16 protein-coding genes and 2 pseudogenes are annotated in these 25,178 nt (G+C 60.2%); 3 read left to right on the forward strand and 15 right to left on the reverse strand.

The window, feature by feature from the left end; translation table 11 throughout:
• The 4 genes and pseudogenes from NKI17_RS16575 to NKI17_RS16590 form a co-directional block, all read right to left on the reverse strand.
• Positions 1-492 (reverse strand): Rab family GTPase, encoded by a 492-nt coding sequence (locus tag NKI17_RS16575; RefSeq protein WP_254818889.1) that lies wholly within the window; start codon positions 490-492, stop codon positions 1-3.
• A 15-nt stretch (positions 493-507) separates the two neighbouring features.
• Positions 508-3,078, reverse strand: a complete 2,571-nt coding sequence (locus NKI17_RS16580) for an OmpA family protein (protein ID WP_352906349.1) — start codon at positions 3,076-3,078, stop codon at positions 508-510.
• Between the two features lie 94 nt (positions 3,079-3,172).
• Positions 3,173-3,838, reverse strand: coding sequence for a DUF3450 domain-containing protein (locus tag NKI17_RS16585; protein WP_031211579.1), 666 nt, complete (start codon positions 3,836-3,838; stop codon positions 3,173-3,175).
• Positions 3,839-4,450: 612 nt separating this feature from the next.
• Positions 4,451-4,596: pseudogene (locus NKI17_RS16590) on the reverse strand (IS110 family transposase); the annotation flags it as partial.
• Positions 4,597-4,757: 161 nt separating this feature from the next.
• Between NKI17_RS16590 and NKI17_RS16595 the strand changes: the two are divergent.
• On the forward strand, positions 4,758-7,730 hold the full coding sequence (locus NKI17_RS16595) for a trifunctional glycosyltransferase/class I SAM-dependent methyltransferase/polysaccharide deacetylase (RefSeq protein WP_352906351.1): 2,973 nt from the start codon (positions 4,758-4,760) through the stop codon (positions 7,728-7,730).
• A gap of 85 nt (positions 7,731-7,815) precedes the next feature.
• Here the strand turns inward: NKI17_RS16595 and NKI17_RS16600 are convergent, their stop codons facing one another.
• Together NKI17_RS16600 and NKI17_RS16605 are read right to left on the reverse strand one after the other, a co-directional pair.
• Positions 7,816-8,496 (reverse strand): redoxin domain-containing protein, encoded by a 681-nt coding sequence (locus NKI17_RS16600; protein ID WP_023675975.1) that lies wholly within the window; start codon positions 8,494-8,496, stop codon positions 7,816-7,818.
• A gap of 19 nt (positions 8,497-8,515) precedes the next feature.
• Positions 8,516-11,815, reverse strand: a complete 3,300-nt coding sequence (locus NKI17_RS16605; RefSeq protein WP_352906352.1) for an adenylate/guanylate cyclase domain-containing protein — start codon at positions 11,813-11,815, stop codon at positions 8,516-8,518.
• A 203-nt stretch (positions 11,816-12,018) separates the two neighbouring features.
• On the opposite strand from NKI17_RS16605, the pseudogene NKI17_RS16610 reads away from it, so the two are divergent.
• Positions 12,019-12,247: pseudogene (locus NKI17_RS16610) on the forward strand (adenylate/guanylate cyclase domain-containing protein); the annotation flags it as partial.
• Between the two features lie 97 nt (positions 12,248-12,344).
• On the opposite strand, the gene NKI17_RS16615 reads toward NKI17_RS16610, so the two are convergent.
• The 3 genes from NKI17_RS16615 to NKI17_RS16625 all read right to left on the reverse strand — a co-directional run bounded on the left by NKI17_RS16615 (position 12,345) and on the right by NKI17_RS16625 (position 15,356).
• Positions 12,345-13,730, reverse strand: a complete 1,386-nt coding sequence (locus NKI17_RS16615) for a hypothetical protein (protein WP_352906354.1) — start codon at positions 13,728-13,730, stop codon at positions 12,345-12,347.
• Positions 13,731-13,933: 203 nt separating this feature from the next.
• The gene (locus NKI17_RS16620; RefSeq protein ID WP_352906355.1) at positions 13,934-14,458 is read right to left on the reverse strand and encodes a GNAT family N-acetyltransferase; all 525 of its coding nucleotides are present in this window, start codon (positions 14,456-14,458) and stop codon (positions 13,934-13,936) included.
• Between the two features lie 91 nt (positions 14,459-14,549).
• Positions 14,550-15,356: a hypothetical protein gene (locus tag NKI17_RS16625; RefSeq protein ID WP_352577334.1), complete on the reverse strand. Its 807-nt coding sequence runs from the start codon at positions 15,354-15,356 to the stop codon at positions 14,550-14,552.
• A 204-nt stretch (positions 15,357-15,560) separates the two neighbouring features.
• Between NKI17_RS16625 and NKI17_RS16630 the strand changes: the two genes are divergently transcribed.
• Positions 15,561-16,976 carry an adenylate/guanylate cyclase domain-containing protein gene (locus tag NKI17_RS16630; RefSeq protein WP_023675969.1) on the forward strand — a complete coding sequence of 472 codons (1,416 nt, stop codon included), beginning with the start codon at positions 15,561-15,563 and terminating at the stop codon, positions 16,974-16,976.
• 37 nt (positions 16,977-17,013) lie between these two features.
• Here the strand turns inward: NKI17_RS16630 and NKI17_RS16635 are convergent, their stop codons facing one another.
• The 6 genes from NKI17_RS16635 to NKI17_RS16660 form a co-directional block, all read right to left on the reverse strand.
• Positions 17,014-17,493 (reverse strand): class I SAM-dependent methyltransferase, encoded by a 480-nt coding sequence (locus NKI17_RS16635; protein WP_023675968.1) that lies wholly within the window; start codon positions 17,491-17,493, stop codon positions 17,014-17,016.
• Between the two features lie 207 nt (positions 17,494-17,700).
• Entirely contained in the window at positions 17,701-18,882 is a 1,182-nt protein-coding gene (locus tag NKI17_RS16640) for an ABC transporter permease (RefSeq protein ID WP_352594339.1), read from the reverse strand.
• The gene (locus tag NKI17_RS16645; protein ID WP_352570080.1) at positions 18,879-19,877 is read right to left on the reverse strand and encodes an ABC transporter permease; all 999 of its coding nucleotides are present in this window, start codon (positions 19,875-19,877) and stop codon (positions 18,879-18,881) included. The genes NKI17_RS16640 and NKI17_RS16645 overlap by 4 nt, the downstream gene beginning before the upstream one ends.
• Before the next feature lie 2 nt (positions 19,878-19,879).
• Positions 19,880-21,778 (reverse strand): ABC transporter substrate-binding protein, encoded by a 1,899-nt coding sequence (locus NKI17_RS16650; RefSeq protein ID WP_352620940.1) that lies wholly within the window; start codon positions 21,776-21,778, stop codon positions 19,880-19,882.
• Positions 21,775-23,670: an ABC transporter ATP-binding protein gene (locus NKI17_RS16655; RefSeq protein WP_352570082.1), complete on the reverse strand. Its 1,896-nt coding sequence runs from the start codon at positions 23,668-23,670 to the stop codon at positions 21,775-21,777. The genes NKI17_RS16650 and NKI17_RS16655 overlap by 4 nt, the downstream gene beginning before the upstream one ends.
• Positions 23,671-23,818: 148 nt before the next feature.
• Positions 23,819-25,159 (reverse strand): adenylate/guanylate cyclase domain-containing protein, encoded by a 1,341-nt coding sequence (locus tag NKI17_RS16660; RefSeq protein WP_352906357.1) that lies wholly within the window; start codon positions 25,157-25,159, stop codon positions 23,819-23,821.
• Between the last annotated feature and the right edge of the window lie 19 nt (positions 25,160-25,178).

Raw genomic sequence — 25,178 nt, forward strand, 5'->3', positions numbered from 1 at the left:
TTATTTGCTGACCATCGAAGCAAGTTGACGAAAAGCATCATCAACATGTTCACCCGAAAGCGCACTTGTTAGATAGATTTGCCATCCAAGTTGCCTCAGTTCGTCAATTTCACTATCCGATATTGCCCACCGATCGGCCAGATCGGATTTGTTGAACAGCAATACAAACGGCATAGCGCCGAATTCAGCCTCGGCCCGCTCGCGCAACGTGAGCGCCACGGCAAGAGTAGCAGCGCGTGTTCCATCGACGACAAGCACGAGCCCACTCGCACCTCGCACATAGCTGACGCGGAATGAGCCGATATCGTCTTCGCCGGCCAAATCCCACAAAATCAGATCCACGGTTTTGTCCGGGAATGCGACACTCTTCTTGTCGATTTTCACTCCCACCGTGGTCAAGTAGGTTTCTGAAAAGATGCTTTGCACAAACCTGCGAACCAGACTGGTCTTTCCGACAGCGAACCCGCCCAACATGCAGATCTTCTTTTGCAATATCCTGGGCTCCGCCTAGTGGAAGTTTACCGTAACCGAAACTCTGCGGTTGGCGGAGTTCCCGGTTCGGCTATTTTCAATCTCCGCTGGCTCAAAGGTGCCCGCGCCGCGAACCAAGAGCAACTCCGGATCGACGCCGCGCTTCTTGAGAAGCGCACGAACTGTTTCCGCGCGCGCGGCGCTGATCGACAACTTGGCCGTTTCACGGCCCGTCTCGTCCGAATGGCCGGTCAACATGAACTGTGCTGTTACGCCTGCCTTGCGGGCGGCCTTGGCCAATTCCTTCAACTGATTCGCCAATTTGTCGAGAACCGGCAGTTGCTCCGGTCCCGGTACAGCCTTGCCAGAATCGAACAAAATGTCGACCGCTTGAATAGCCCCCCTCAAATGCGTGAGTTGCGGAGGGGTCAACTCACGCAGCTCGGAGATTTCTAGAGAGAGTCCGTCCGCGGACAGCTGTTGGGCGGCGACCCGCGCCCGATCTATCCAGGCGGCAGGAGCTTCACCCTGGGCAACGATGCGATCCTTGATGATCGAAAGCCGTACTGAATCCGGCGGAGTCAGCGACGCCATCAGCCGCTTCACCACGAACTTCGGATCAAGGCTTTGATAGAATTGCCACTGTGAATGAACGCGAGCAGGATCGACCCCTGTTCCGGACAGCAGAGCCTTCGGGTCGGCGGCCTGCGGGTCTCTCAGGCCGGAAATATAGAAATGTCCGCCCCTCGCCGTTTGTTGGGCGACGATGATTCCCGCTTGGGCCTCCAGTCGCGACACATAAGTCTGCCAGTGCTCCGCCGCGCGTGCTTCGGGGCTCACATCACGAACCTTGGAGATGTCGAATTCCGGTCCGCCTGCCGAAAGCTGTCGGGCCGCTGCGCGTGCGCGATCTATCCAGGTGTCGGGAGCCTCACCCTCGGCAACGATGCGATCATTGACGATCGAAAGTCGTACTGAATCCGGCGGAACCAGCGACACCATCAGCCGCTTCAGGACGAACTTCGGATCAAGGCTCTGATAGAATTGCCACTGCGAATGAACGCGGGCGGGATCGACCTGCGTTCCGGACAGCAGAGCCTGCGGGTCGGCGGCAAGCGGGTCTCTCAGGCCGGAAATATAGAAATGTCCGCCCCTCACCGTTTGTTGGGCGACGATGATTCCCGCTTGGGCCTCCAGTCGCGACACATAGGCCTGCCAGCGCTCCGCCGCGCGTGCTTCGGGGCTCACGTCACGAACCTTGGAGATATCGAATTCCGGTCCGCCTGCCGAAAGTTGTTGGGCCGCTGCGCGCGCCCGATCTATCCAGGTGTCGGGAGCCTCCCCCTCGGCAACGATGCGATCATTGACGATCGAAAGTCGTACTGAATCCGGCGGAACCAGCGACGCCGTTAGCCGCTTCAACACGAACTCCGGATCAAGACTCTGATAGAATTGCCACTGCGAATGAACGCGAGCGGGATCGACCTGCGTTCCGGCCAACAGAGCCTGCGGGTCGGCGGCAAGCGGGTCTCTCAGGCCGGCAATATAGAATTGGCCATCGCGCACCTTTTGTTCGGCAACGATGATGCCCGGCTGGGTCCCCAGTCGCGACACATAGGCCTGCCAGCGCTGCCCGGATTGCCAGGAAAGAAAGAACCAACCGCCTGCCGGAATCAAAACCAGCAGGACTGCAGCCACGACCAGCCACGGAAATCCCTGGTTTGATTCCTCCTGCTTCAGTTCAACACAGGTCTGCAACTGCGTCTCTACGCCGGCCAACTGCGAACTGTCGCCGTCAAACTGCTCTAGAGCCTGTGAGCATTCATCATGGATGCCAAGCAATACATCGCGAATTATTTCATGTAATTCCTCCGGCGGATTTCCCCGGATCACCGCAACCAAGGTCGCAAACGGTCCAACTTCCGACCAGAGACGAAGCTCCCCGAAACGAATGGTGTCCAGGCCGCTCTGTTCTTTCTCGTTAAATGAGTCTTTTACAAAATCTTGAATTGCACTAAGCATAGAAGAAATGAGTTGAGGATCTTCGCTAGTTGCATTATCGGCAGTTACATGCGCTATCAAAAGCCCGGAATTGCGATTGATTAGAAAGACGTGTTCTACACGATAGACAAGAGAATGCTTAAGAACAACTTCTGAGAAGCTTGCTCCTGTTCTCCAGGCTTCAAGTCTCCACTTGAGCCCATGCCAGGTAAATATATGTCTTAAAGTTTCATTCAGCGATTGAAAGGTCTGGTCGATCTTTTCGCCGATCGACTTGCGAATAGCCGGCAGAAACACCGGGTACAATATATCCGTCAGCGTACGCGGGCTCTTCTGGATGGACCGTTGCACGGCCCTCTCGACAGCTGGCGCAAGGGCCTCTCCGAGTTGCGCATGAGGCGCACGTGCGGCTGCACTGGGGAGAACGCTCCCCACTGCAGCCGCAAGCTGCTCGGGTTCGTCGAGCAGGTGCGTAACTCGTGAAAGCTCCGAAATTTCGCGGCCGACCAGCAACTGGCGCAGCGTTTCCATGCGAGGGTCGGCGGTTGGGATTCCGTCGAGACGCGCACGATAGTCCGGATCAACGTTCCGGGCAATTTCGATCAAAAGGCGAGCCAGAGCCTCGCGATCAATCTCTGTATCGTTCGAAGCTGCTCTTTGAGGGAGGCTGATTGGGTCGACAGTCGACGTCAAGTTCCGATCAACTCACTTTCCAGGTACGCTCCGAGTTGTTCTTGCTGCCGACGGGATCCTGATTTAGACATTTTGCAACCTCGACAAACAGGCCAGCCAAAAGATTTCTGTCGGTCTTGACATTGCCAAGATCGGAAAACATTTTCTCCATCAGCATCTGAATGCTTTCATTCTTTTGCTTGATTTCCTCACGCAGCAAATGATCGTTTCGATTTATCCGGTCCGCAACTTCCCGCTCAAGCTCGCTCAACTGATCCGACAACGCGCGCACCTGCTTTTCGAGCGCCTGATTTTGCTCGCGAAGATTCCGGTCAATCTCCTTGTCGGCGTCGGCTCGCGCGTCTTTTTCGTTCCGCAATTGCGCCGCAAGCGAGTCGACCTGCTTCTTTGCATTTGACTCGTACATTTCAAGATTGCGCTTGGCCTCGGATTCGACATCCTTGAAGCGCTGCAAGACCCGTTCTTCAAGCTTGGAAAAGCGGCGGTCATAGTCCTGCATCTGGTTGCCGAACAGCAGATCACGTATCTTGTCGACACCTACAGCGTCGCCGGGGGCCCCGCTCTCGCGAGCCTGGCCCGCCATGAAGGTCAGCCCGCTTCCGTCTGCATTACTTATCAGATTTGCGTCCGCTTTATTTGCTGAAGAAGCGGTATTCGAAGATTCCTTGGCCATCTTTATGCCCCCTTCTTTGAACAATTGCCACAGTGCACCACTCAGAAACCAGCAAGCATGCCAGCAAAATACCCGGCTCGCAAGCCGGAATCTTCTTGGCTTAAGCCAATTCGTGCCTCCCTTTTACATCTCTTGGACTAGCAGCAAATGCACGAGTTCCGATTGATGTCGCTCTCGCATCTCTTTGTGATAGCAGCCATAACCGGCTAATCTAATCGATCATTGGACGCAATCTACTATCGAAATGAGTAATACAATGTCAGGCTATAGCTACTGGAGCGCAATTAAGTAGCGCAGATTTATTAGAAGTGTCTAAAGTAGCTGGTCTGGCGGTGCACGTACCGTCTCGCACCCGACTGTATACTGCGACGATCAGCTTCCGATGCGGGCCCAACGGTAGAAGGAAGGTCTTCTTTCGCACGGAGAATGGCTGTTCGAGAATGCACCTCGGAATCGAGGCGTTTCGGTCGATAGGAGGGGAGCGACAGTCCCAATAACTGCAGTCATTCACACCAAAGCTTCAGTGGGCGGCATTTGTTGCGCCCCCAATTGCAAAAGACGTCAGGTTGCCATAGCTATTGCACTCATACGGTGCCCGGGACCGCCGCCTGTGGTCATGGCGCCGACTCCGGGGATCGACATGAGTATGCGGCATGCTTGGCTTTGACGTGCATCTGCGACAGCTGGCGCCCAAGCTCGGCGGCACGGATGCGAATGCTGTGCCAGGCTTCCAACTTCGGTAGCACGACAGGAGCAAGCTCGCTCTGCAGCCAAATGGCGGCGTCGCGGCGGCTCGGAAGAGTTCGCAGGAGACTGTTTGGACGCAGCGTCCCTGAGGACCGTTTCCTTTGGCAGGAAATCGCCGGCTATGTTTCGGGACTCTTGTTCTACCTTCGAACCAACGCGCGGGTTACACGGCGTGGCGCATAATCCCTTGGTTTCAATCGTGGTTCCTGCGCACAACGCGGAGGTAACGCTGGCGCGCGCACTCGATTGCCTTCTCGATCAGGAAATAGTGGATTGGGAGGCGATCATCGTCGACGACGCCTCCACGGACCGCACCCCCGCGATCATCGCCGGTTATGTGGAGCACGATGCCCGGTTTCGGACGTTGAGCTCTTGCGCGTATAGCGCCGCCGGCGCGCGCAATATCGGGATGTCGACAGCGCGCGGCCACTGGCTCATGTTTCTGGATGCGGACGATTGGGTGGATGCCAGCTTCCTTGCCAAAATGCTGGCCGCACTGAAATCCGCTCCCGATGCAGTGGCTGCCTATTGCGGTTCCCGACGCGTGATGCCCGATGGCGAACTCACGGCGTCGAGCATCGCGACGGAGGTTGCGATCCAGCCCTTCGAAACATTCGCCCGCCGGTGTGCCGTCCGCACTCACGCGCTGCTGGTCGATCGGGAGATAATTGTCGAGTTGGGCGGTTTCGACGTGTCGCTGCGCACCTGCGAGGACTGGGATCTGTGGCAGCGCCTCGCACGTCTAGGCAAAAATTGGGTGATGGTCGACGAGCCGCTCGCTTTTTATCGGGTCAGCCCCAACTCGCTCAGCCGCAATTCGACGCAGGTGCTGGCAGATGCGGAAATCGTGATCGCCCGCGGCTTTTCCGCCGATCCCAGGGTCAAACACCCGGCATCGGCTCACGCCAATGGAGCGACCGACGCGAACGGCCACACCGCTTCAGAAGCACTCGCGTGGTTCGCGTTGTGGAACGCCGCATCGGATTGCGGCTGCGGCTCGCGCTCGATCAACCCGCAGTCCCTGCGCACGCTCCCGGCAGGACGTAAGTGGGCGCGTGAGATCGCCAAGGTGGCCGTCGATGGCCTTATGGTAGGAAGCCTGTCGGTGCCAGCGCAATTGGCTGCCAGGTGGGACAGGTTCGGCGGCTCCCTCACCGAGTTGATCATCGAACTCGGCAAGGTCTGGAATAATCCCGACGCGGCTCGCCGCGTGCAGTATCACCTTGAGCAAATGCTGCTCGATGTCGACGATCTTGCCGCGCCGCGCAGGCTGGCGCGGACACTTGGAATTCGTGTCGACGCGCGAAATCCGGCCTCGATCGAAGTACCGGAAGGAATCGATCAAATCTATGCCCATCTGATAATGGATGGCCAGATCGAGGCTCTCGTGCAGTTCGGCGTACTCGGGAGAGTGACAAGGCGTCATTGGATTGAATTGATCCTGAATTTCGTGCCCCCTGAGCGGCCTATGCACAGTGCCGCGCGACTTGCGAGGCGATCGCCTGTAGATGCACCGCAAAAGGGCGCCGGTGCCGACAAGTCAAACATGTTTGCAGCCGAGGCATTGTTGTCCATGGCGGGACGCCGGTCTGATCGGGACAGCCATTTCGGCAAACTCGCGGGATTGGCCGCGGAAGCGCAGGCGCTGGTTCGGTCGAGCGCCGAAACTAAAGAGCCTTTTACAGCGCCGCGCCGTGCACGGGCCGCGGATGGGCGCGACAATGATCGCACATCTTTTTGGAATCGCCATTTCGCGACCGAGGATCCCTGGAACTATGGTTCGCCCTATGAGCAGGAAAAATATGAGCGGCAGCTCGAAATTCTGCCTGCCGGTCCCATCGGACGGGCGCTTGAGCTGGCCTGCGCGGAGGGCCACTTCACGCGGCAGCTGGCGCCGCGCGTGGGCCATTTGACCGCAACTGACATCTCCGCCGTAGCCGTCGGACGGGCGCGCGCGCGATGCAGCGATCAGCCGAATGTTGAGTTCGGCGTACTGGATTTCTCTGCGGACACGCTGCCGGGCGAAATGGATCTGATTGTGTGTTCGGAAGTGCTCTACTACCTGGATGATCTCGCCGATGTGCGGCGCATCGCCAAAAAACTCATTGAGGCGTTGGCGCCTGGCGGCAGTTTCATCAGCGCACACGCATTCGTGCTACGAGACAATGTTGGAAGGACGGGCTTCGACTGGAACACATTCGGTGCACAAGCGATCTCAGAGACGCTGGCAGCGACCGACGGCCTCGTCCTCGAGCAATCGATCCAGACCGAGCTCTATCGCATAGACCGCTTCCGCCGCCTGTCACCAGGCGACGTGGCGACGGAACCGATGGTAGATCATATGCCAATCCGCGCACCCGTTGAAATCGGGGTAGCGCGAAATATCGTCTGGGGCGGGGCGCGGGCCTTGCGCCGCGACGTGGCACGTAGCGAGCGGCGGCAGCGTATCCCCGTCCTCATGTATCACAGCGTCGCCGATGATGGTCCGGCCGCGCTCGCCCGTTTTCGGCTCGCGCCCGCCGCATTCGCCAGCCAAATGGCATGGCTGCGCGCCAATGGCTTTCACGCGATTAGGTCCGAGCAGCTGGAATGGTTCATCGTCAACCGTCAGCCTTTCGTTGGCCGCCCAGTGCTCATCACGTTCGATGACGGCTTCCAGAACTTTGCCGACCATGCCTGGCCGGCCTTGCGCACGAACGATCTGACCGCGGAAGTGTTCCTGGTGACGGACCTGGTGGGTGAAAGTGCACAATGGGACGCCTACAGCGGCCCGCCGACGCAGCTTATGGACGCCGGGACGGTGCGACGCCTCGTCGGCGAAGGTGCGTTCTTCGGAAGCCATCTGGCGACGCATCGCGCGATCGATGGTCTGTCGAGCTCTGACCTGGCCGCCGAGCTCCTGCGCTCTCGTATGTTCATCGAACGATGGACCGGTCGGCCAACCACGGCGTTCGCGGCACCCTTCTCTGTCACCGACCGACGGCTTGGCAGGCTGGCCAAGGAGTGCGGCTATCGAATCGGCTTCGGCGGCAGACACGGGCCGGCGGACCTCGATTGCGATCCCATCGACCTTCCGCGCATCGAGATTCGCGGAGATCACTCGCTCGATGACTTTGTTGGCAAAGTCGAGGCCGTGCTCGCATGAACGGTGAACTTGTCAGTATCTAGATTTGTAACAAATTGGTTCCGCTTTTTATTCGGTGTCCCGCCCGCTTACCTCGTTCGCAAGTCTATTGGGCGACTTGGGATACGGCTGACATCAGCTCCTGCGGGCTTGGCGCCCCAAACATGTATCGCCCACCCTCTGGAACCTCCGTGAAGCTCCAGCGGACGATCCCCTGCCGGTCCAGCAGGAACTGACCGACCAATTGTCCGTGTCCCGTTGCTAGCATCTGCTCGTCGGCTTCGGTCAGCTCGTAATGGTCCCTCTTGTTAAGGATTTCGCTGGCCGCAAGAGGATCCATAGGACCGGGCAACTCGCCTGGTATGTCGACCCGCATATCCTTTGCCGCTGCCATCGAGACCTTGTATGGCCAGTTCGTCTCGTTTTGGGTGAATTCGAGATTGGGCAGTCCAAAAGCACGATGTGAAGCGCGTTCAGGATCGGAGGCCGCAAGCAGATTCGGCATCGGATGGTAGCGGAAATAGAGACGCGCCCGTTCGATCGGCGTGTTGACCACCGTCAGGCTCTCCACGCCCTTTTCGCGCAGCTCCGGATCAAGCCGCGCCTGGGCGGCGATATGGCGCCGGCAAAACGCGCAATGCAGACCTCGAAACAGGCCGACCAGCACCGGTTTTTGGCCGCGAAAATCGTCAAGCGCGATCTTGCCTTCCTGGGTAATGGCGTCGAGTACCACGTTTGGCGCACGGTCGCCCGGTTGAAGCGGCACCAAGTCACTACGCGCGGACATTTCCAACCTCCAACCCCGGCTAGTCGAGAAAAGGCAGCACCACAAGCGCTTCCGGGTCGAGCCCGTGCTGGGCGCATATACCCTGCGCCAGGGAAAAGTAGCGTTCGGCCTCGGCCAGATTGTCGAGGTCGAGATTAAGCGTTGCAAGACCATCATAACACGGAAACAGCAGTTGGGGTTCGCCCGTTTCGCGAGCTACGTCCAGTGCTTCGTGGAACAACCCAACCGCCAGGTCCGGACGGCCGTTGCACTGATGGATCTGCCCAAGCACGATCAACGGCACCGGCAGGTGCTCGCGCTGGTCGAGCGCCCGGTCGATCTCGATGGCCTTCTCGGCAGCAGGCACGCCCTCCGTTGGACAGCGATCCGTGAAAGTACAACAAGCGACCGCCAGATTGGCGAGGAGGCGCGCCTGGAAACCCAAATCACCAATACGGCGCGCCACTTCAAGACCGCGCCGACAGACCTCCATCGCCTTTGCGGGATCGATGGTCGTGTAAAGCACGCCGAGATTGGTGTAGCCGCGGCAGGCCGCTCCCAGCAGACCGGCGGCTTCGGCCAATTCAATGCTACGCTCAACCTGACGCACGGCCTCACGGTTTCGCCCAAGGCGAGCCAGCGCGACAGCCTTGGTATTGAGTGCCTCGGCGGTCACAAGAGTGGCATCACACCTTACCTCGGAGACATGCTCCGTTGTCAGTGTGCCTACGCAATCCAGCGCCGCGTCTGCCCATTTTGCCGCGAGAGCGTGATCTCCGCTACGGAACGCCTGTCGGCCACGTTCTTGCCACAGATGCGCCTGCTCGATCGGGGCATCCGCTCCATCGAGGAGCGCTGCCGCCTCAGCATAGCGGGGTTCTGCCTTGTCCCGCTTGCCGACATCCCAGAGTAGCCGACCGATCTTACGCAAAACTCGCGCCGAGGCGACGCGATTGGCCGACTCGCGGTATGCCTGCAACACCGTCTCGTAGTGGTGGTGCGCGATCTCGCGGCGGCCTGCCGGGCCGCTCAAATCGGCAATGCGCTCTGCAATTGCCAGTTTGAGCGGTGTTTGCCCGATCGCGCCCAACGCAGTCAGTGCTCGCTCGTAGAAACGAAGGGCGTCGTCGTTGGCATATATCATGCGAGCGCGATCGCCTGCCGCCTGCAGGTAATGCGCGCCCTTCTCCCGCTCGGCGCTCTGTGCAAAATGATGACCGAGCACGGTCAAATCCTCGAGCCGTTCCGGCTCGTCGCCGCACAGTTGCTCCAAGGCAGCACCGATCCGCCCGTGGATTTCGGTCCGGCGTTGCAGGAGCAGATTCTGGTAGATCACGTCCTGCAGCAATGTTTGCGTAAAGCGGTAGCTTTGAGACGAGACCGAGCCTGATCCAGCAACTTCCTCGATGATTTCCGCATCGCAAAGCAGTTCGCAGCCGGCTTCGAGCCGGCCGGGGTCGGCTGTCACGGTTTTCAGAAGTGTGGCATCGAAGCGCGGGCCGATTACCGCGGCCTCCTGGGCCAACCGGCGCACCTCTTGGGGCAGCCGGTCGACGCGGGCAAGCAACATTGCCTGGATAGTGGCGGGGATGCCGGTTGCGACTTCGCCTGCCACAGTCCGCCATCGCTGGCCCTCTCGCATCAGTACACCGCGATCGATAAGCCCGCGAACGATTTCCTCTACAAAAAGGGGGTTGCCGCCCGCGCGCTCGAGGATCTGGTCGAGAAGCCCTCCCGCGGAGCTTACCCAGCTCTCGCCGAAAAGCGCTGCCAGCAGGCTGCGTCCGTCATCATTGTTGAGTGGCGGAAGCCTGAGCGCTGTGTGACTGACCCGACTTGAGTCGAGCTGGTCGTTGTCCGGCGCCGGACGATGCGTGACCAGCAACATCAACCGCGTGCGTTCCAACCTGTCCATCACGAAACGTAGTGCCTCGAGCGACACGGCGTCGGCCCAGTGTAGGTCTTCGACGACAATCAATAGCGGCGACAACGCAAGCCGCCGTTCGATGATTGTGCGGACTGCGTAGAGAATTTGCCGCCGCAGCTGCTCGGGCTCGACATGCTGCAAGGTGGCATCGGGGTCGCCAAGGCCAAGCACATGGTAGAGCAAAGGCATCAGCCGCTTCGCCTCCTCGCCCTGCAGGCCGAGATCGGCAAGCAAGCCTGCGAGCTTCCCCCGCATTTCGTCCCCATTGTCGTTTTGCATCATCCCGGCAGCGCTGCGCACCACTGCGCCCAAGGCGCCAAAAGATTGTTCACCCAGCGGTGAGCACGTGGCCTGCCGCACGGCGACGTTGCGAAAACGCTCCTCGTCGCCGACGCGGGCGACGAACTCACTCACCAGCCGCGATTTCCCGATGCCGGCTTCTCCGACGAGGCGGACAAGTTGGGCCGAGCCGCCACACGCCTGGTCAAGGCTCGCCATCATTCTATTGAGCTCCGCACCACGACCTATTAGCGGCGCACTGAGGCCGAGCGCCTCGAGCCCGCGCGCTGCACGCGGCACCGCTAGCGGTGCGTCCAGTCGATGAACGAGCACGCTGCCAGCCTTGCCGCGAAACACGACATCACCCAGCGACTCGTAAGAGAAGGCATGCCGGGTCAGCCTGTGAGTGAGCTCGCCTACCAGCACCTCACCCGGTGCGGCCAGCGATTGCAGGCGTTGCGCCGTATTCACTGTGTCGCCGGTCACGGAATAGGATCTGGCGGTGCCGATGCCCAATCCGCCAGTAACGACCGGACCAGTGTTTATGCCGATGTGGAGTAACAGAGGCGAGCCGGAGTGGGGGGTGCTTTCGCCGAGCCGCGCCGTCCGGGCGATCATGTCGAGAGCGGCGCGAAGCGCACGTTCCGGATCGTCCTCATGCGCGACCGGCGCACCGAACAAAGCGAGCAGTGCATCGCCGATGAATTTGTCGACGAAACCACCAAAGTTTCGCACGGCCGCCGTCAATTCCTTGAACAGTTTGTTCTGCAGCGCTTGCATGACCTCGGGGTCGAGCTGCTCGCTGAGAGTCGTAAAGCCGCAAAGGTCGGCGAACAGGACCGTTACCGTCCGGCGATCGGCGTCAGAGACGGGATGCAGCCCTTCTTCGCTTTCCATGTTCGGAAGCAGCGACGGAGTTCGAGAAGGCGGCACAATGGTCCGGCTTGGTGCCGGAGCAGGCCGTTCGACGGCTTTTGCGGGCGCACCGACGCTTGCCCCACATTTCGGACAGAACTCGAAATCAGGTGCGCAGGTGTAGCCGCAACTGGCGCATGGCACGGGCTGGCGCCTGCCACACCTCGGACAGAAGGCGTAACCGCCCTCAATCTCGAAACCGCAGCCCGAGCAGTCCATCGAACAAGACCTCACTAGTGGCCGTGACGGCGTGATCTCGCCCGCACTTCACGGCCAGGCTATTCACAAGGATGCACCGATAGTCGTCGACGGGCAAGCGGCAGCGAGCGATCCGTGTGGGTCCGGTGGCAGAGCGCTGCCCTGCGTGGCCGTCGTCTGCGAAAGTTCCCTCTTACCCTCCGTCTTCCTGCTATCATGAAGATGAGGAGGCCGTTGACCTCTTGATGCAACGGGCTGACTCGCAACGCTGTCACCGACGTCTCGCGCGCTTCCGGCCCGCAGCTACGGCCATCTGGGCCGTTTCGCCGAAGCCCGCGCGGCATGGCAGGAGGCGCTTCGCGTCAATCCCGACTATTCGTTGGAATACCGTCGCAAAGTCTTGCCCTACAAGAACCGGTCGATTTCGAACACGTGGTGGATGGGCTCCGCAAGGGGCGGTGCGGTGCAATGACAGGTGAGGCCTATGCGGCCGGATCAGACGCCAGAGGCTCCCCGATAGATCGCCGTCGCTTGCGGTTGCGCACTAGTCTCAGGTCGGCTTGATCTCTGCCTGGCCGATCTTGCGCCATCTGGCGTTTTCGCGAACCAGTTTCAGGTCGTCGGTCGTCTCGGCAAATGTCCGCAATCGGTATTGCCGGAGCAGGTTTGGGAAGAGCGCCACTTCCGGCAGGCCGGCAAGCTGCTCGCGGACTGAGATCTTTTCATCGATGACCCGCATGCCCCAGGCATTTTCCCGAACCTGCAGCTCCGCGGCCAGATCGCGCTCTTCCGGCGCGTTTTCGTCCAGCACGGCCAGAAGGATCGAGTGGAAAAGCGCTACGTAGCCAATCTGTCTCAGGCCGCCCACGACCCGCACGCGCGGCAATATGGCAAGGACGAGGAACGTCAGGAACAAGTTCGGCAGCAGCACGCCTTCCAGCAGCGCCCGCCTGAGATGTGGCCGCTCGAACGGGATGGAAAGACCTTGCGGCCTGTCAGGCTCGATCAGGTGCCCGTTCTCGAGAACGAGCTTGCGCACGCGCTCCTCGCGGATGCCCCAAAAATAGTCCGTGGCATTGGGCAGGAATCTGCCAAATGGGCTCGATGCGGCCTCTTGCCAGGCATGTTCGAGACGCTGGCGTCTTGCGGGTTCAATGAGCAGCCTGGAAAGAAGGCTGCCGTCATATTCCAGATGCCGCGCCATGGCAGCCGCGGCGGCCCGATCATCGGTGAAAACCGGCAGGGCCATGCCGGCACGATCCCAATTGGCGACCAGATCCTGGTTCATGGCAGTCAGCGCATCGGCGGCGGTTTCAAACACCTTGTCCTGGCTGGCAAGCAGTGTGCCCAGCCAGCGGCTGCCATCCGTTTCGTCGCCCACCGCTTCGAGCGCGCGCTTGTTGAGTGAGACGGGACCGGCCACGCAGGCGCTTTTGCGGCACAGTTTGTGGCGCCCCATGCCAAAGAGGTTGATCTTGTCGTCGCCGACGTCGAGCCATCCCGGCCCCTCCCGGCCAACTGTCTCCATGGTCATCGTCGTTCCCATGAAGCCGACGAAGGCCGACAGCCCGTTTTCGACCGCGCCGAGCCAGGCAAGCAGGAGGGCATCGAAGGTGATCCGGTCCATCAGAAGCAGGCAGTGCAGGCCGGACTGAATCACCGGTCTGTGCTCGAACTCGTCGAGGGCTTTGCCGATCTTCTCAGGCTGCATGATCATACCGAGGCGCTGATGCAGGATTTCGCGCAGGATCGAGCGGGCAGCGATCGCCGGGCCCGATGCAGGCCTTGCCACCGGCCGCCAAAGATGGCGGGCGTAGTCGGAAACCGGTGCATTCCAGTTCTGCTCGATGTCGCGCACGACCTCCGGGCAGAGCAGCGACAGCACAGCCAGAATTTCCACCGGAGGCGTAGGGTTAGGATCAAAGACGGCGGTCATTGGTCCCGTCTAGCCGCTTGCGGTGCAAACGCCAAGCGAGACCAGACTTGCTGGATGCGGCCGGCCCACACATAGATCGTCAACTCGATTAAGATGGCGTGAGACGAAATGGCCGTATCCTACGCAGCTCTCCATGAGCAATCACCTGTTCGCTCGGCACGAATTGTCAGACTGGCTAAACAGCTAACGCCAAACAGCGGATCTTAGAACCGCAGCCGGGCCATGCTCAGGAGGTCGTGGTACTGCCCGTCGGTAAAGCCGGCCTTCACATGCCGGCCTTCGACCTCAAAGCCGTGGCTTTTGTAGAGACGGAGAGCCGCTTCGTTGTCGGCATAGACGGTCAATTCGACCCGCTTCAGGGCGCGCCAGTTGTCGGCCACGTCAAGCAGCGCGCCAAGTATGGCAGAGCCGATACCTTTGCCGACAAAGGCATCGTCAAGGCCAATATTGATCTCGCCGATATGCGAACGGCGCGGTGAACCCTGCACGACCAGGCTGCCATGGCCGACGACCTTGCCGTCCAGCTCGGCAACGATCCAGGTGGTTTCCTGGCCGGACTTGGCAATGCGCCGCGCCACCTGCTCCACCATCTCGAAAGGCATCCTGAGCGTGCCCCAGCGGAAGCCCGGCATGTTGAAGATAGCGCAAAGCGCCTCCGCATCGCTTGGCCGGACGGACCGCAGCAGCGGCTGGATTTTCTCGGAGGGTGGCGAGGTCGTGCTGGTCATGGCGTTCCCGGCGAAGGCAATCGGCCCGGTACGATGCACCGGACGCCACCTGAAAATCCAGCCGTCTCTGACCTATGATGCCGATTGCGAGCTAAAAATACCGGGAGGCGGCGTAGAGTTTGAAGACGCCGCTGATGCCTATCCAGCCGAAAAGGGCGAGCCAGCACAATGTCCCGGTCGCCGTCCAGTCGATCCGGTGCACAGCAGCGTCGGTGATGACGACGCCGAGGATGGCAAGCAGGCCAACCAGAAACTGCGCCAACCCGAGCACCAGCAGTTCCTCGCGCGGCGCGCTTCTCCAGACGAGATATATACCGCCCGCACCGGCGAGGAAGATGGCGCTGTAGACCTGAGCGTGGAAGGCATCGATCGGCCATGGCCAGATGCCACTGAATGTCAGGGGAAACAGCAACAGGCCGACGCCATAGAGCCCAAGGATCGCGGATTCCGCCGGCATGTAGCCGCTCCATGCGGGATTTAAGGTCACGCCTTTTGCAGAAGGACGGGCCCTGGCCCGCCACAGGAACAGCCCGGATACCGCGACCGAAGCAAGATAGACCAAAAACCACAGCCAGGGTGCTTTGCGCTCGAAGTTGAAATAGCCGAGATTGATGAACGAAGCCACCGACACGATGACGGTGAAGATGAAGGCCATGACGAGCACGAGCCTGCCGGGCGACCAGCGATTCCAGACCAGCAGTGCCGCCATCACGACCATTTCGGCGGTGTAGAAGCCACCGAGGAAGCGCGCATTGAACGGCGTGACGGCCCAAGGCCAGCCCGGTTTCACCAGCGCAGGCATGAAAAACAGGCCGGCGCCTACGATCAGGACGATGATGACCACCGCAGAAAAAAGGCGCAGGGCCGCGGGAAATGGCGGATTGTCGGATGTCGGCATGGGAGAAAATCCCAAAGATGAATGCTCCATGGACCATCATAGTGCTGCTTGCGGCCGGTTAAAATCCGCCGAATGGAAATTGAACGGTCACCAGGCTTATCCATTCGAATGGCCGTACGGTCCGTTTCGAAGTAAGATGGAGCACTCGGACCAAAGACCGGTCCGGTCAAAACGCCTCGGGGTGCATTTTCCGGAGCCTGCACGATGAACGAAGCTCAGGATCTGTTCTCACTTCTGCGACAATCGGCCGATGTCGATCCGCAGGCGATCGACGCGATCAAGCGAACCATCGCGGAGGGCGAGGACCGCGAACTTTGCCGCATCAATGCGCCAGCCTTCGCCAGCAAGCATGGCCTCGACGAGGAGCGCGCAATAAGCGCCTTTCTCCATGCGGCGCGGGTGGGTATCTTCGACATTTCCTGGAATGTACTGTGCCCCGGCTGTGGCGGCGTGCTCGACACCAACGCCACGCTGAAAACCCTGCAAAAGGACGAATACACCTGCGCGCTGTGCTCCGAGGGCTATTCACCGACCCTCGACGAGATGGTCGAGGTGACATTCACCGTCAGTCCCCGCGTGCGCAGGATTGCCGCCCACAATCCACACGAACTGCCGGTGGCGGAATATTTCCGCCAAATCTACTGGGCGTCCGGCGTCGATCTGCCGGAAGAGGATTTCGCGAAAAAGCTAGAAGCGTTCTCGCTGGAGGATATCGAGCTTGCGCCCGGTGAAAAGGCGGTTCTGCCCATACAGCTTCCGTCCGAATTCATCATCGTCTTCGAGCCGGTCACCCATTCAGCGCAGTTCATCGACGGGAAGGGCGAACCAACAAAGGAGCGCCGGAGCCTCTCTTTGGCCTTCGACCGCGACCATGTCCAGAACCAGACGCTGGAGATGCAACCCGGCCCGTTGCGCATTTCGCTGGAAAACCGGACCGACACCCGCGTGCTGCCGACGGTCTTCATCGCCGGCCAGGCATTGCATGATTTCCTGGGAAAACGCCGGCCCTTCCTGACCGCCAAGCGCCTGCTCACCAACCAGACGTTCCGCGATCTCTATCGCACGGATACACTCGACATCAACCAGCGCCTGAAGATCACCAGCCTGACGTTCCTGTTCACCGACCTGCGCGGATCGACCGAGCTTTACGAGCGGGTGGGCGACCTTTCAGCCTTCGATCTCGTGCGCGAGCATTTCCAGGTTCTGCACGAGATCGTCACGGCGGAGGCAGGCGCGGTGGTGAAGACGATCGGTGATGCGGTGATGGCGACCTTCGCGACGCCTGATCGTGCGATTGCTGCAGCCCTCAGGATGCGCGATGCCATGCGTACGCTCAACGACAAGAGCGGGCGCGAGGATCTGCTGCTCAAGATCGGAGTCCATGCCGGCCCCTGCATCGCCGTGTCTATGAATGAGCGACAGGACTATTTCGGCCAGACGGTCAACATTGCTTCGCGGGTCCAGAACCTTGCCAACGCACAGGCGATCTTCGCCACTCGAGCGGTGGTCGACGACAATCTCACCGCCGATCTCTTACACAGGAACGCGCTGACGCCCGTGCCCCACGAGGTCTCGCTGCGCGGCATTGGCCGGGAGATAGCAGTATACACGATCCCCTGAAGGCTTGGCCCCTGAAGATTTGGCTCGTCCCGGCCCCTCACACGCGCCTACAGATAAAATAACGATCGGCGGGAACCGAAGGTGGCGGCGGGAGGCGTTGCAACTGCGGGTGATCTAGCGGCGTGCCGCTGACCGCGATGCCGCCGACGCGAAGCAGGCGCGCGGTCAGATCGGGAAGCCAGGTAGAGGTCACTGCATCGCAATCTTCATAGCCGGTGCCGATGTCGGCATGAACAAGAGCGGCGTCGATGCCAATGAACCTGCTCGCCGTCTCGCGTATTTCGCCGAGCACGAGGTTTTCAGCTTCGGGAATTGAGCTGGCGTGTGCGGCAAGTGCGCGGTCGAACGCTACGATCCGGCGTCCGGGCAGGCGCTCGCGCAGATGGTGGAACGTCCGGCCATTGCCGAGGCCGAGCTCGAGCACAGGCCCCTCCATCTTCGCCACCTCGGCGCAGACATGATCAAGTATGTCGCGCTGTGCGGTCATCCTCCGGATGAAACTGTCAAGGCGACTCATGTGCGATTGTATGTCCAGAACCAGTTCACGAAATCAACTGCCCCCGACCAGAGCGTTTCGCGGCTGAAACCCGAGGCCGACGTGTTAAGCCCCGATCGAGTCTTGCCGCGTGTAGAGGCGGACGATGAACACTGCAACAAGCGAACAGTTGCCGACAAGGATCATACGGGTGGAGTCGGCGGCACTGCGCGCGGCGGAATAGCGCTGTCACTTGTAGGGGTCCGCGGCGTCCCGCAACCCGTCGCCGAGGAAGTTGAACGCCAAGATGACGAGAACGACGGGGAGCATCGGCAAAAGCAGCCATGGATAGAACGCGATCACGCTGACGCTGCGCGCCTCGGTGAGCAGGATGCCCCAGCTGGTTATCGGCGCCCTCAGGCCGAGCCCGAGGAAGCTCAGCGCCGTCTCGCCCAGGATCATGCCGGGTATGGAGATCGTCGCCGTCGCGATCAGATGCGACATGAAGCCGGGAATGAGATGCCGCCCGATGATGCGGCTGCTTCTGGCGCCCATCAATTGCGCGGCCAGAACGTAATCCTCCTCGCGCAAGGCTAGAAGCTTTGAACGCACGGCCCGCGCCAGTCCGGTCCAGTCGAGCAGCCCGAGGATGACGGTGATGCCGAAATAGATCAGGATCGGACTCCAGGTTATCGGCATGATCGCCGCCAGAGCCAGCCATAGCGGAATGCTGGGGATCGATTGCAGAACTTCGATTATCCGTTGGACGATCAGGTCGAAGATACCGCCGTGATAGCCGGCCAGTCCGCCGATGACAATGCCGAGCAGGAAGCTGAAACTGATGCCGACGAGGCCGATTGTCAGTGAAATGCGTGCGCCATAGATGATGCGCGAGAGCACATCGCGCCCCAGCCTGTCAGTGCCGGCCAGAAAGAGCTGGCCGTTTTCGGCGGGGCAGACAAAATGCCTGTCACCATCGATAAGGCCCCAGAACCGGTAACTGTCGCCCTTGCAGAAGAAACGGATCCGCTGAACATCATCCTGTTTCTCGACGTAGTTCCGCTTGAGCGTGTCCATATCCAGCGTCATCTGGCGGCCATAGACGAACGGCCCGACGAACTGGCCGTTGTGGAACAGGTGCACCCGCTGCGGCGGCGAATAGATGTAGTCCATGTTGCGCGTGTGCAGATCGTAGGGTGCCAGGAACTCGCAGATCAGTATCCCGAAATAGAGCGCTGCCAGGAATATGCCGGATACAAGGGCAAGCCTGTGCCGACGAAATTTCCACCACATCAGCCGCAGCTGCGACGCCTGAAAGACCTTCGACTGCTCCGGCGTCATCGCCTCGACCGACTGCAGGTCAAAGGGCGCGATGGAAACGTAGTGTTGCAGTGGGGCGCCCGGAGCGGGCAGCGGCGATTGCGTGTTCATTTGGTGCTGCCGCCTTGCAAACGAATTCGCGGATCAAGTAGCGCCAGCGCCAGGTCGGAAATCAGGACGCCGATGACCGTCAGGAAGGCGAGGAACATCAGGAACGACCCTGCCAGATACATGTCCTGGCTTTGCAGCGCCTTGATCAGCATCGGCCCGGTCGTCTCCAAAGACAGCACGATTGCCGTGATTTCGGCGCCGGAGATGATGGCCGGCAGGATAGAGCCGATATCTGAAATGAAGAAATTGAGCGCCATGCGCAGCGGATATTTGACCAGCGCCCTGAAGGGATGAAGGCCTTTGGCCCGCGCGGTCACGACATATTGCTTATGTAGCTCATCGAGCAGATTGGCGCGCAGCCGCCGGATCATGCTTGCCGTGCCCCCGGTGCCGATGATCAAGACCGGAATCCAGAGATGGGCGAGGATCGACTTCGCCTTGGCCCAGCTCATCGGCTCGCCGAGATATTGCTGGTCCATGAGATGGCCGATAGACGTGCCGAACCAGATGTTGGCGAAATACATCAGGATCAGCGCCAGCATGAAGTTCGGAATCGCAAGGCCGAGAAGGCCGAAGAAAGTCAGGCCGTAGTCGCCCCAGCTGTATTGATGCGTGGCGGAGTACATGCCGATCGGAAAGGCGATGAGCCAGGTAAAGATGATCGTGACGAAGGAAACCAGCACCGTCAGCCACATTCGGTCCCCGACGACGTCGCGAACCGGCAGCTCATATTCGAAGGAATAGCCGAAATCGCCGTGCAGCATCCCGCCGACCCAGTAGAAGTAGCGAATGACCGGTGGCTTGTCGAAACCATATTCCTTGCGCATCATCTCGATGCGATCGGAATCCACCGCTTCGCCCTGAGCCCGAAGCTCGGCAACATAGCTGTCGAAATAGTCGCCTGGGGGAAGTTCGATGATCGTGAACACCAGTGCCGATATGACCAGCAGCGTTGGAACCATCACGGCGATGCGCCAGACAAAATATCGAAGCACGCTCAGGACTCTCCAAGCCAGAATGTATCCGGCATATAGACACCGAAATAGGCGGTCGGGTCGTAGCCGTAGAGCGCCTTGTCAGGCAGATTGCGCAGCCGCGAGGATGCCAGAACCGGCTGATGCGTTCCGTTTACCGTGCCGATCGAAAACACCTGATCGGTATAGATCGACAGCATTGAATTCCAGATCTCGGCGCGCTCCGTGGCTTCGGTCGATGCGTTCCAGCGCTTGAGTAAAGCCATCAACTCGACCACGGGCGGAAGATCGGGCGCTTCGCCGACCTTGCCACGGGACAAGTAGTGAGCACCCCAGAGCGGCCATTGCAGCTGGTCATCGACGGTTGGGGCCAGTTGGTAGGGGTTCATGTCGGCGGTCGGCACGCCATTGTCGATGCCCGACCACATCGACATCATGATCTGGCCACCAAGCGCGCGGCTGCGGAAGATGTCGCGCTGCGAAGTCCGGATGAACAGGGCGATGCCGATCTTGCGCCAGTGATCGGTGATGAGCTCGAGCGCGTCGGTTTCCAGCGTGCTTTCGCCGGCCGTTTCCACTACGAGCTGCGCCGAGCGTCCGTCGGGAAGTATCCGCAGGCCGTCATCGTCACGCGCCTGAAGCCCGACCTCGTCGAGCAGGGCATTGGCCTGGTCGGGATCATGGGCGACCCAGGCTTTCGCGAATTCCGGCCGGTAGAGCGGGCTCTCCGGCAGGACCGTATCGGCACTTTCCTGCGCCAATCCGTAGAACACAGCCAAATTGATCTCGCGCCTGTCCACAGCGAGCGAAAGTGCGCGGCGCACGCGCACGTCACGAAAAAGGCCACGCCACACCTGGTCGGCACAATTCAGATTGGGCAGCAGCGCCAGCCGCGAACCTTGTGTGCGTTTCCAGAGATGCATCTTCACCGGGTAGCGCTTCTCCGCATCCTTCAGGAAGGAGTAATCGGTGAAGTCAATTCCCATGCCTTGCAGGTCGCTCTCGCCCGCACCGGTCTTGGCGGAAATGATCGCCGACGAGCTGACATTCATGACAATCCGGTCGACATAGGGCAGTTGCCGGCCATTCTCGTCTATTCGATGAAAGAACGGGTTCCGCTCGAAGACGAACTGCTCAGCCGGCGGCTTGGTCCGGTTCTGCCAGGGATCGAGCGTCGGCAGTTCCGGGTTCTCCGGGCGATACTGCCGCGACATGCGGATATGCAAGAGCGTCCATTTCTGGGCCCGGTTCTCCTTCATTAGGCCGGCGAGCCGGAATGGATCCTGGTATTTCTTGTGGAACTGCTTGAGATAGGCGGCCGGCAGAACAAGCGATAGGGGCGAAGCAGCGGCGAGCTTGGGCAGGAAGTCGGGATTGGGCGCATCCCAACTATAGCGGACCGTCAACGGATCGACGATCTCGAAGCGTGGCGGCTTGCCGTCCGCCAGCAGGGCCGGGGCAAGCCCGCCTTGCGAAAGCTCATCGTTCAGCCAGACATCTTCCCAGCAATAGCGAAAATCCTCCGACGTCAGCAGGCTACCGTCAGACCATTTATGTCCTTCTCGTATCTTGAAAGTGAAGACACGATCATCCGCTACATCGAAACTTTCGAGAATGTCGGCTTGCAGGTTAAGCTTTTCGTCATAGCCGACCAGGCGAGCGTACCCGTAGATCGTCATCATCCGGATATCTTTCTGGCTGCCGATGATCGTGCGCAGCGTGCCGCCATATTGGCCGGGCTGCCGGCCCATCGCAGCGAGATTCAACGCGCGCGGGCGCTTGGGCAGGCGTTCGGCGAGTGCCGGCAGCGCTCTGGCCTTCAGCTGCGGCTCAAGAAATTCCGGCTCCAGATCGCCGGCGCGCAACGTGCCCGGCAGAAATGCCGAAGCCATGAGTCCAAGGACGGTGCGCCGGCTGATCAATGGCGTAGCTCGCTGACATCGGCCGAACTTCGGGCCAGCACGAGGTGGCCGCCGCCAAGATCGAGCGGCGACAGCATGTCCTCGTCGCCCTCGTCGCGGAATTGCGGTCCCCATGCGCTGGTGTCGGAAGCGCCGCTGAGTTTCAGCGTCTTGAAATCCATCGGCCTGTCGAGATCGGGGAAAGGTACTGCGGCGACCAGTGAGCGCGTGTAGGGGTGGACCGGTTTCCTAAGCAGAATTTCGCGCGGCGCGAGCTCGACGATACGCCCGCCGCACATCACCGCGATGCGGTCTGCCATGTAGTCCACCACCGCCAGGTTGTGGGATATGAACAGGTAGGTCAGGCCCAGTTCCTTCTGCAGGTCCTTCAGAAGGTTCAGGATCTGCGCCTGGACAGAGACATCGAGTGCCGAAACCGGCTCGTCGCAGATCAGGAGTTCAGGCCCCAACGCCAACGCGCGCGCGATGCCGATACGCTGACGCTGCCCGCCGGAGAAACTATGCGGATAACGCTTTATGAAGCGCGGGTCGAGCCCGATTGCCTGCATCAGGCTCTTGACCGTGGCGAGTCGGGACGCGGCATTGCCACGTCGATGGATTTCCAGCGGCTCGCTCAAAATGTTCTCCACCGTCATGCGGGGTGAAAGCGACGAAACCGGATCCTGGAAGACCATCTGGATTTTCGCGCGCAGCATGCGCAGGGCGTCTCCCTCGGCTTCCAAGACGTCGATCGGACCATCGCGGCCATTGAAGATCACAGAGCCGCCGCTAGGGGTGACAGCCCGCATGAGGATCTTGCTGACGGTGGTTTTGCCGGAGCCGCTTTCGCCGACAAGACCCAGGCACTCACCCCGCCTGATATCAAAGCTCACGCCGTCCACGGCGCGAACAGAGGTTTGATGATCTCCGCCGAACCATCCGGACTTGCGGATCGTGAAGGTCTTTGTCAGATCCCTGACCGACAGCAGGATGTCGTCCGGCCCCTTCGATGCCGGCGCCGTCTGCTTGCCGAGCAGGTTCCCGACATTCACCGGCACCTCGCGGAGCGCCTTTAGCCTTTCGCCGGGCTTCAGGTCGAAATGCGGAACGGCTGCCATCAGGCCCTTCAGGTAAGGGTGGCCCGGCCGGCGGAATATCGCCTCCACAGGTCCCGCTTCCATGATCTCGCCATGGTACATGACCACCACCTCGTCGGCGACGTTGGCGACTACGCCAAGGTCGTGCGTGATCAGCAGCATCGCCATGTTCAGCTTCGTCTGAAGCTCGCGCAGCAATTGCAGGATTTGCGCCTGGATGGTGACGTCCAACGCCGTCGTCGGCTCGTCGGCGATCAACAGCGCGGGCCGGCAGATAAGCGCCATGGCGATCATGGCGCGTTGACGCAATCCTCCCGAAAGTTCAAAGGGATACATGTCATAGGCGCGCTTGGGGTTGGGAAAGCCGACAAGTCCGAGCATTTCCTCGGTCCGCGCCTTGCGCTCCACCCAAGCCATGGGCGTATGAATCTGCAGGGATTCGCTCACCTGATTGCCGATCGTATGCAGCGGCGACAGTGATGTCATCGGCTCCTGAAATATTTTGCCGATGCGGCTGCCTCTCAACGCCCGGATTTCGAGTCCGTCACGCGGCATCTGCAGGATATCCTGCGTCGTGCCGGGCTTTTCAGGATCGGAAAACAGGATACGGCCGCGAACATGGGCTGTGTTCGGCAAAATGCCCATCACTGCCTGGCTGAGAACCGATTTTCCGGAACCGGACTCGCCCACAAGCGCGGTAACCTTGCCGGGCAGGACGCGAAGATTTGCACGCCTGACGGCATGCAACGGTCCCCCTATAATGGCAAAAGAGATGCCAACATCCTCGATCCGCAGCAGATCAACGCCCAAATTCATTCTCACACCAGCCCCCACTCTGGCAGGTCCAGAAGGCGAGACTATCGCATTGCCAGCCTAGAGCAACTTGGATTCGAACAGTCGCCAGTTCCCTGGCGGAACCGGCGACCGGACTGTTACCAAACGCGTTCGGATCAGATCGTGGCGGTTACTGGAGCTTCCTCGGGTCGCCCGCGGACGGCCGCGCGGCATTGCGATGAAGCAGCATGACCTGCTCGGCGTCCGATATTCGGTCGTAAATCGGCTCCAGCGCACCGTCTTCGTCGAGCGAGAGAGTACCCGACAAATCGGGTGAAAGCACCGTTAGCTTCTGCCTGATGCCCGCCAGTTCCTCCATGCCGAGCGCCAGCCAGTTGTTGGCGCCGCAATAGCTGGCGAAATCTTTGCTGGCGAGAACGCTGTGCGGATATTTCTTGGTCAGGGTCTGGAGGCGCTGGACCTCGTTTACAGCCGAGCCGAAGACAGAGAATGTGAGCCGGTCGGTAAGCCCGACATTGCCGAACATCACATTGCCGACATGCAGGCCGATACCATAGTTTATGTCGCTCAATCCCTGCTGCTTTCTGCGCAGATTGAGATCCATCATGCGCGCGGTGGCCTGGTGCGCTGCTGCAAGAGCAGCCTGGCAGGCGATCTCGGACTGTGAACGGTGCCTTGCGCAAGGGTAGACGGCAATGAAGCCATCACCTATGAAACTCATGATCTGCCCGCCCTTGCGATTGAAAGGTGCAGCAGCGGCGTCGAAAAACTGGTTCAGCGTATCGATATAGACTTCGCGGCCGGAGGTTTCGGCAAGTCTTGACGACCCGCGCATGTCGCCCATGACCAGTGCCGCCCGGATTGTATCACCCTCGCCGCGCTTGATCTGGCCGTCGAGCACGCGCCTGCCGGCGTCGCCGCCGAGATAAGTGGTCATCATGTTGTCGGCAAGCTTGGTGAGCACCGCCATCTTGGTTGCGATAGCGAGATGGTTCTGGATGCGCAGCAGCGCCGAAATCATGCTGTCGCTGAAGCCTGCAGCACTGTCGGTGGACCAAGACCCGATCATGCCCTGACTGGTGTTGCCGCTGAAGGGATGGACGAAAGCCATGTAATCGGTGACGCCCATCAGCTTGAGGTCATCGAAAACAGGAAATTCCGACGGCACCGACGGGTCGAGCCGGCGCCGCAGATGGTCGAGCTTGTGGCTGAGCAGATGGTAGTATGGGCTGGTCAGGAATCTGTCGGAATGAACGCCGTTCTCCTTGCGGAAGCCTTCCACTTCCAGGCCCTGGCCGCGGAGCCAGGTGAAGCCGAGCGCGTCATAAAGCGGATGAAGCATCGAAAAGCTCAAATGCACCCGCTTCAACGGCAGGCCGGCAGCAGCCAGCCGTTCACAAAAGCCCCTTACCAATGTTTCCAGGTCGTCGCCCGCCAACGCCGATTGGGTCAGCCAATCGGCAACCTTATCCATGAGAATGGCAGAAATTTCTGCTTGCGCTGTGCTCATGCTATCTCGAAATCTCCTT

It is taken from the genome of Mesorhizobium sp. M0816 (assembly GCF_040320005.1).
Lineage (GTDB): Bacteria > Pseudomonadota > Alphaproteobacteria > Rhizobiales > Rhizobiaceae > Mesorhizobium.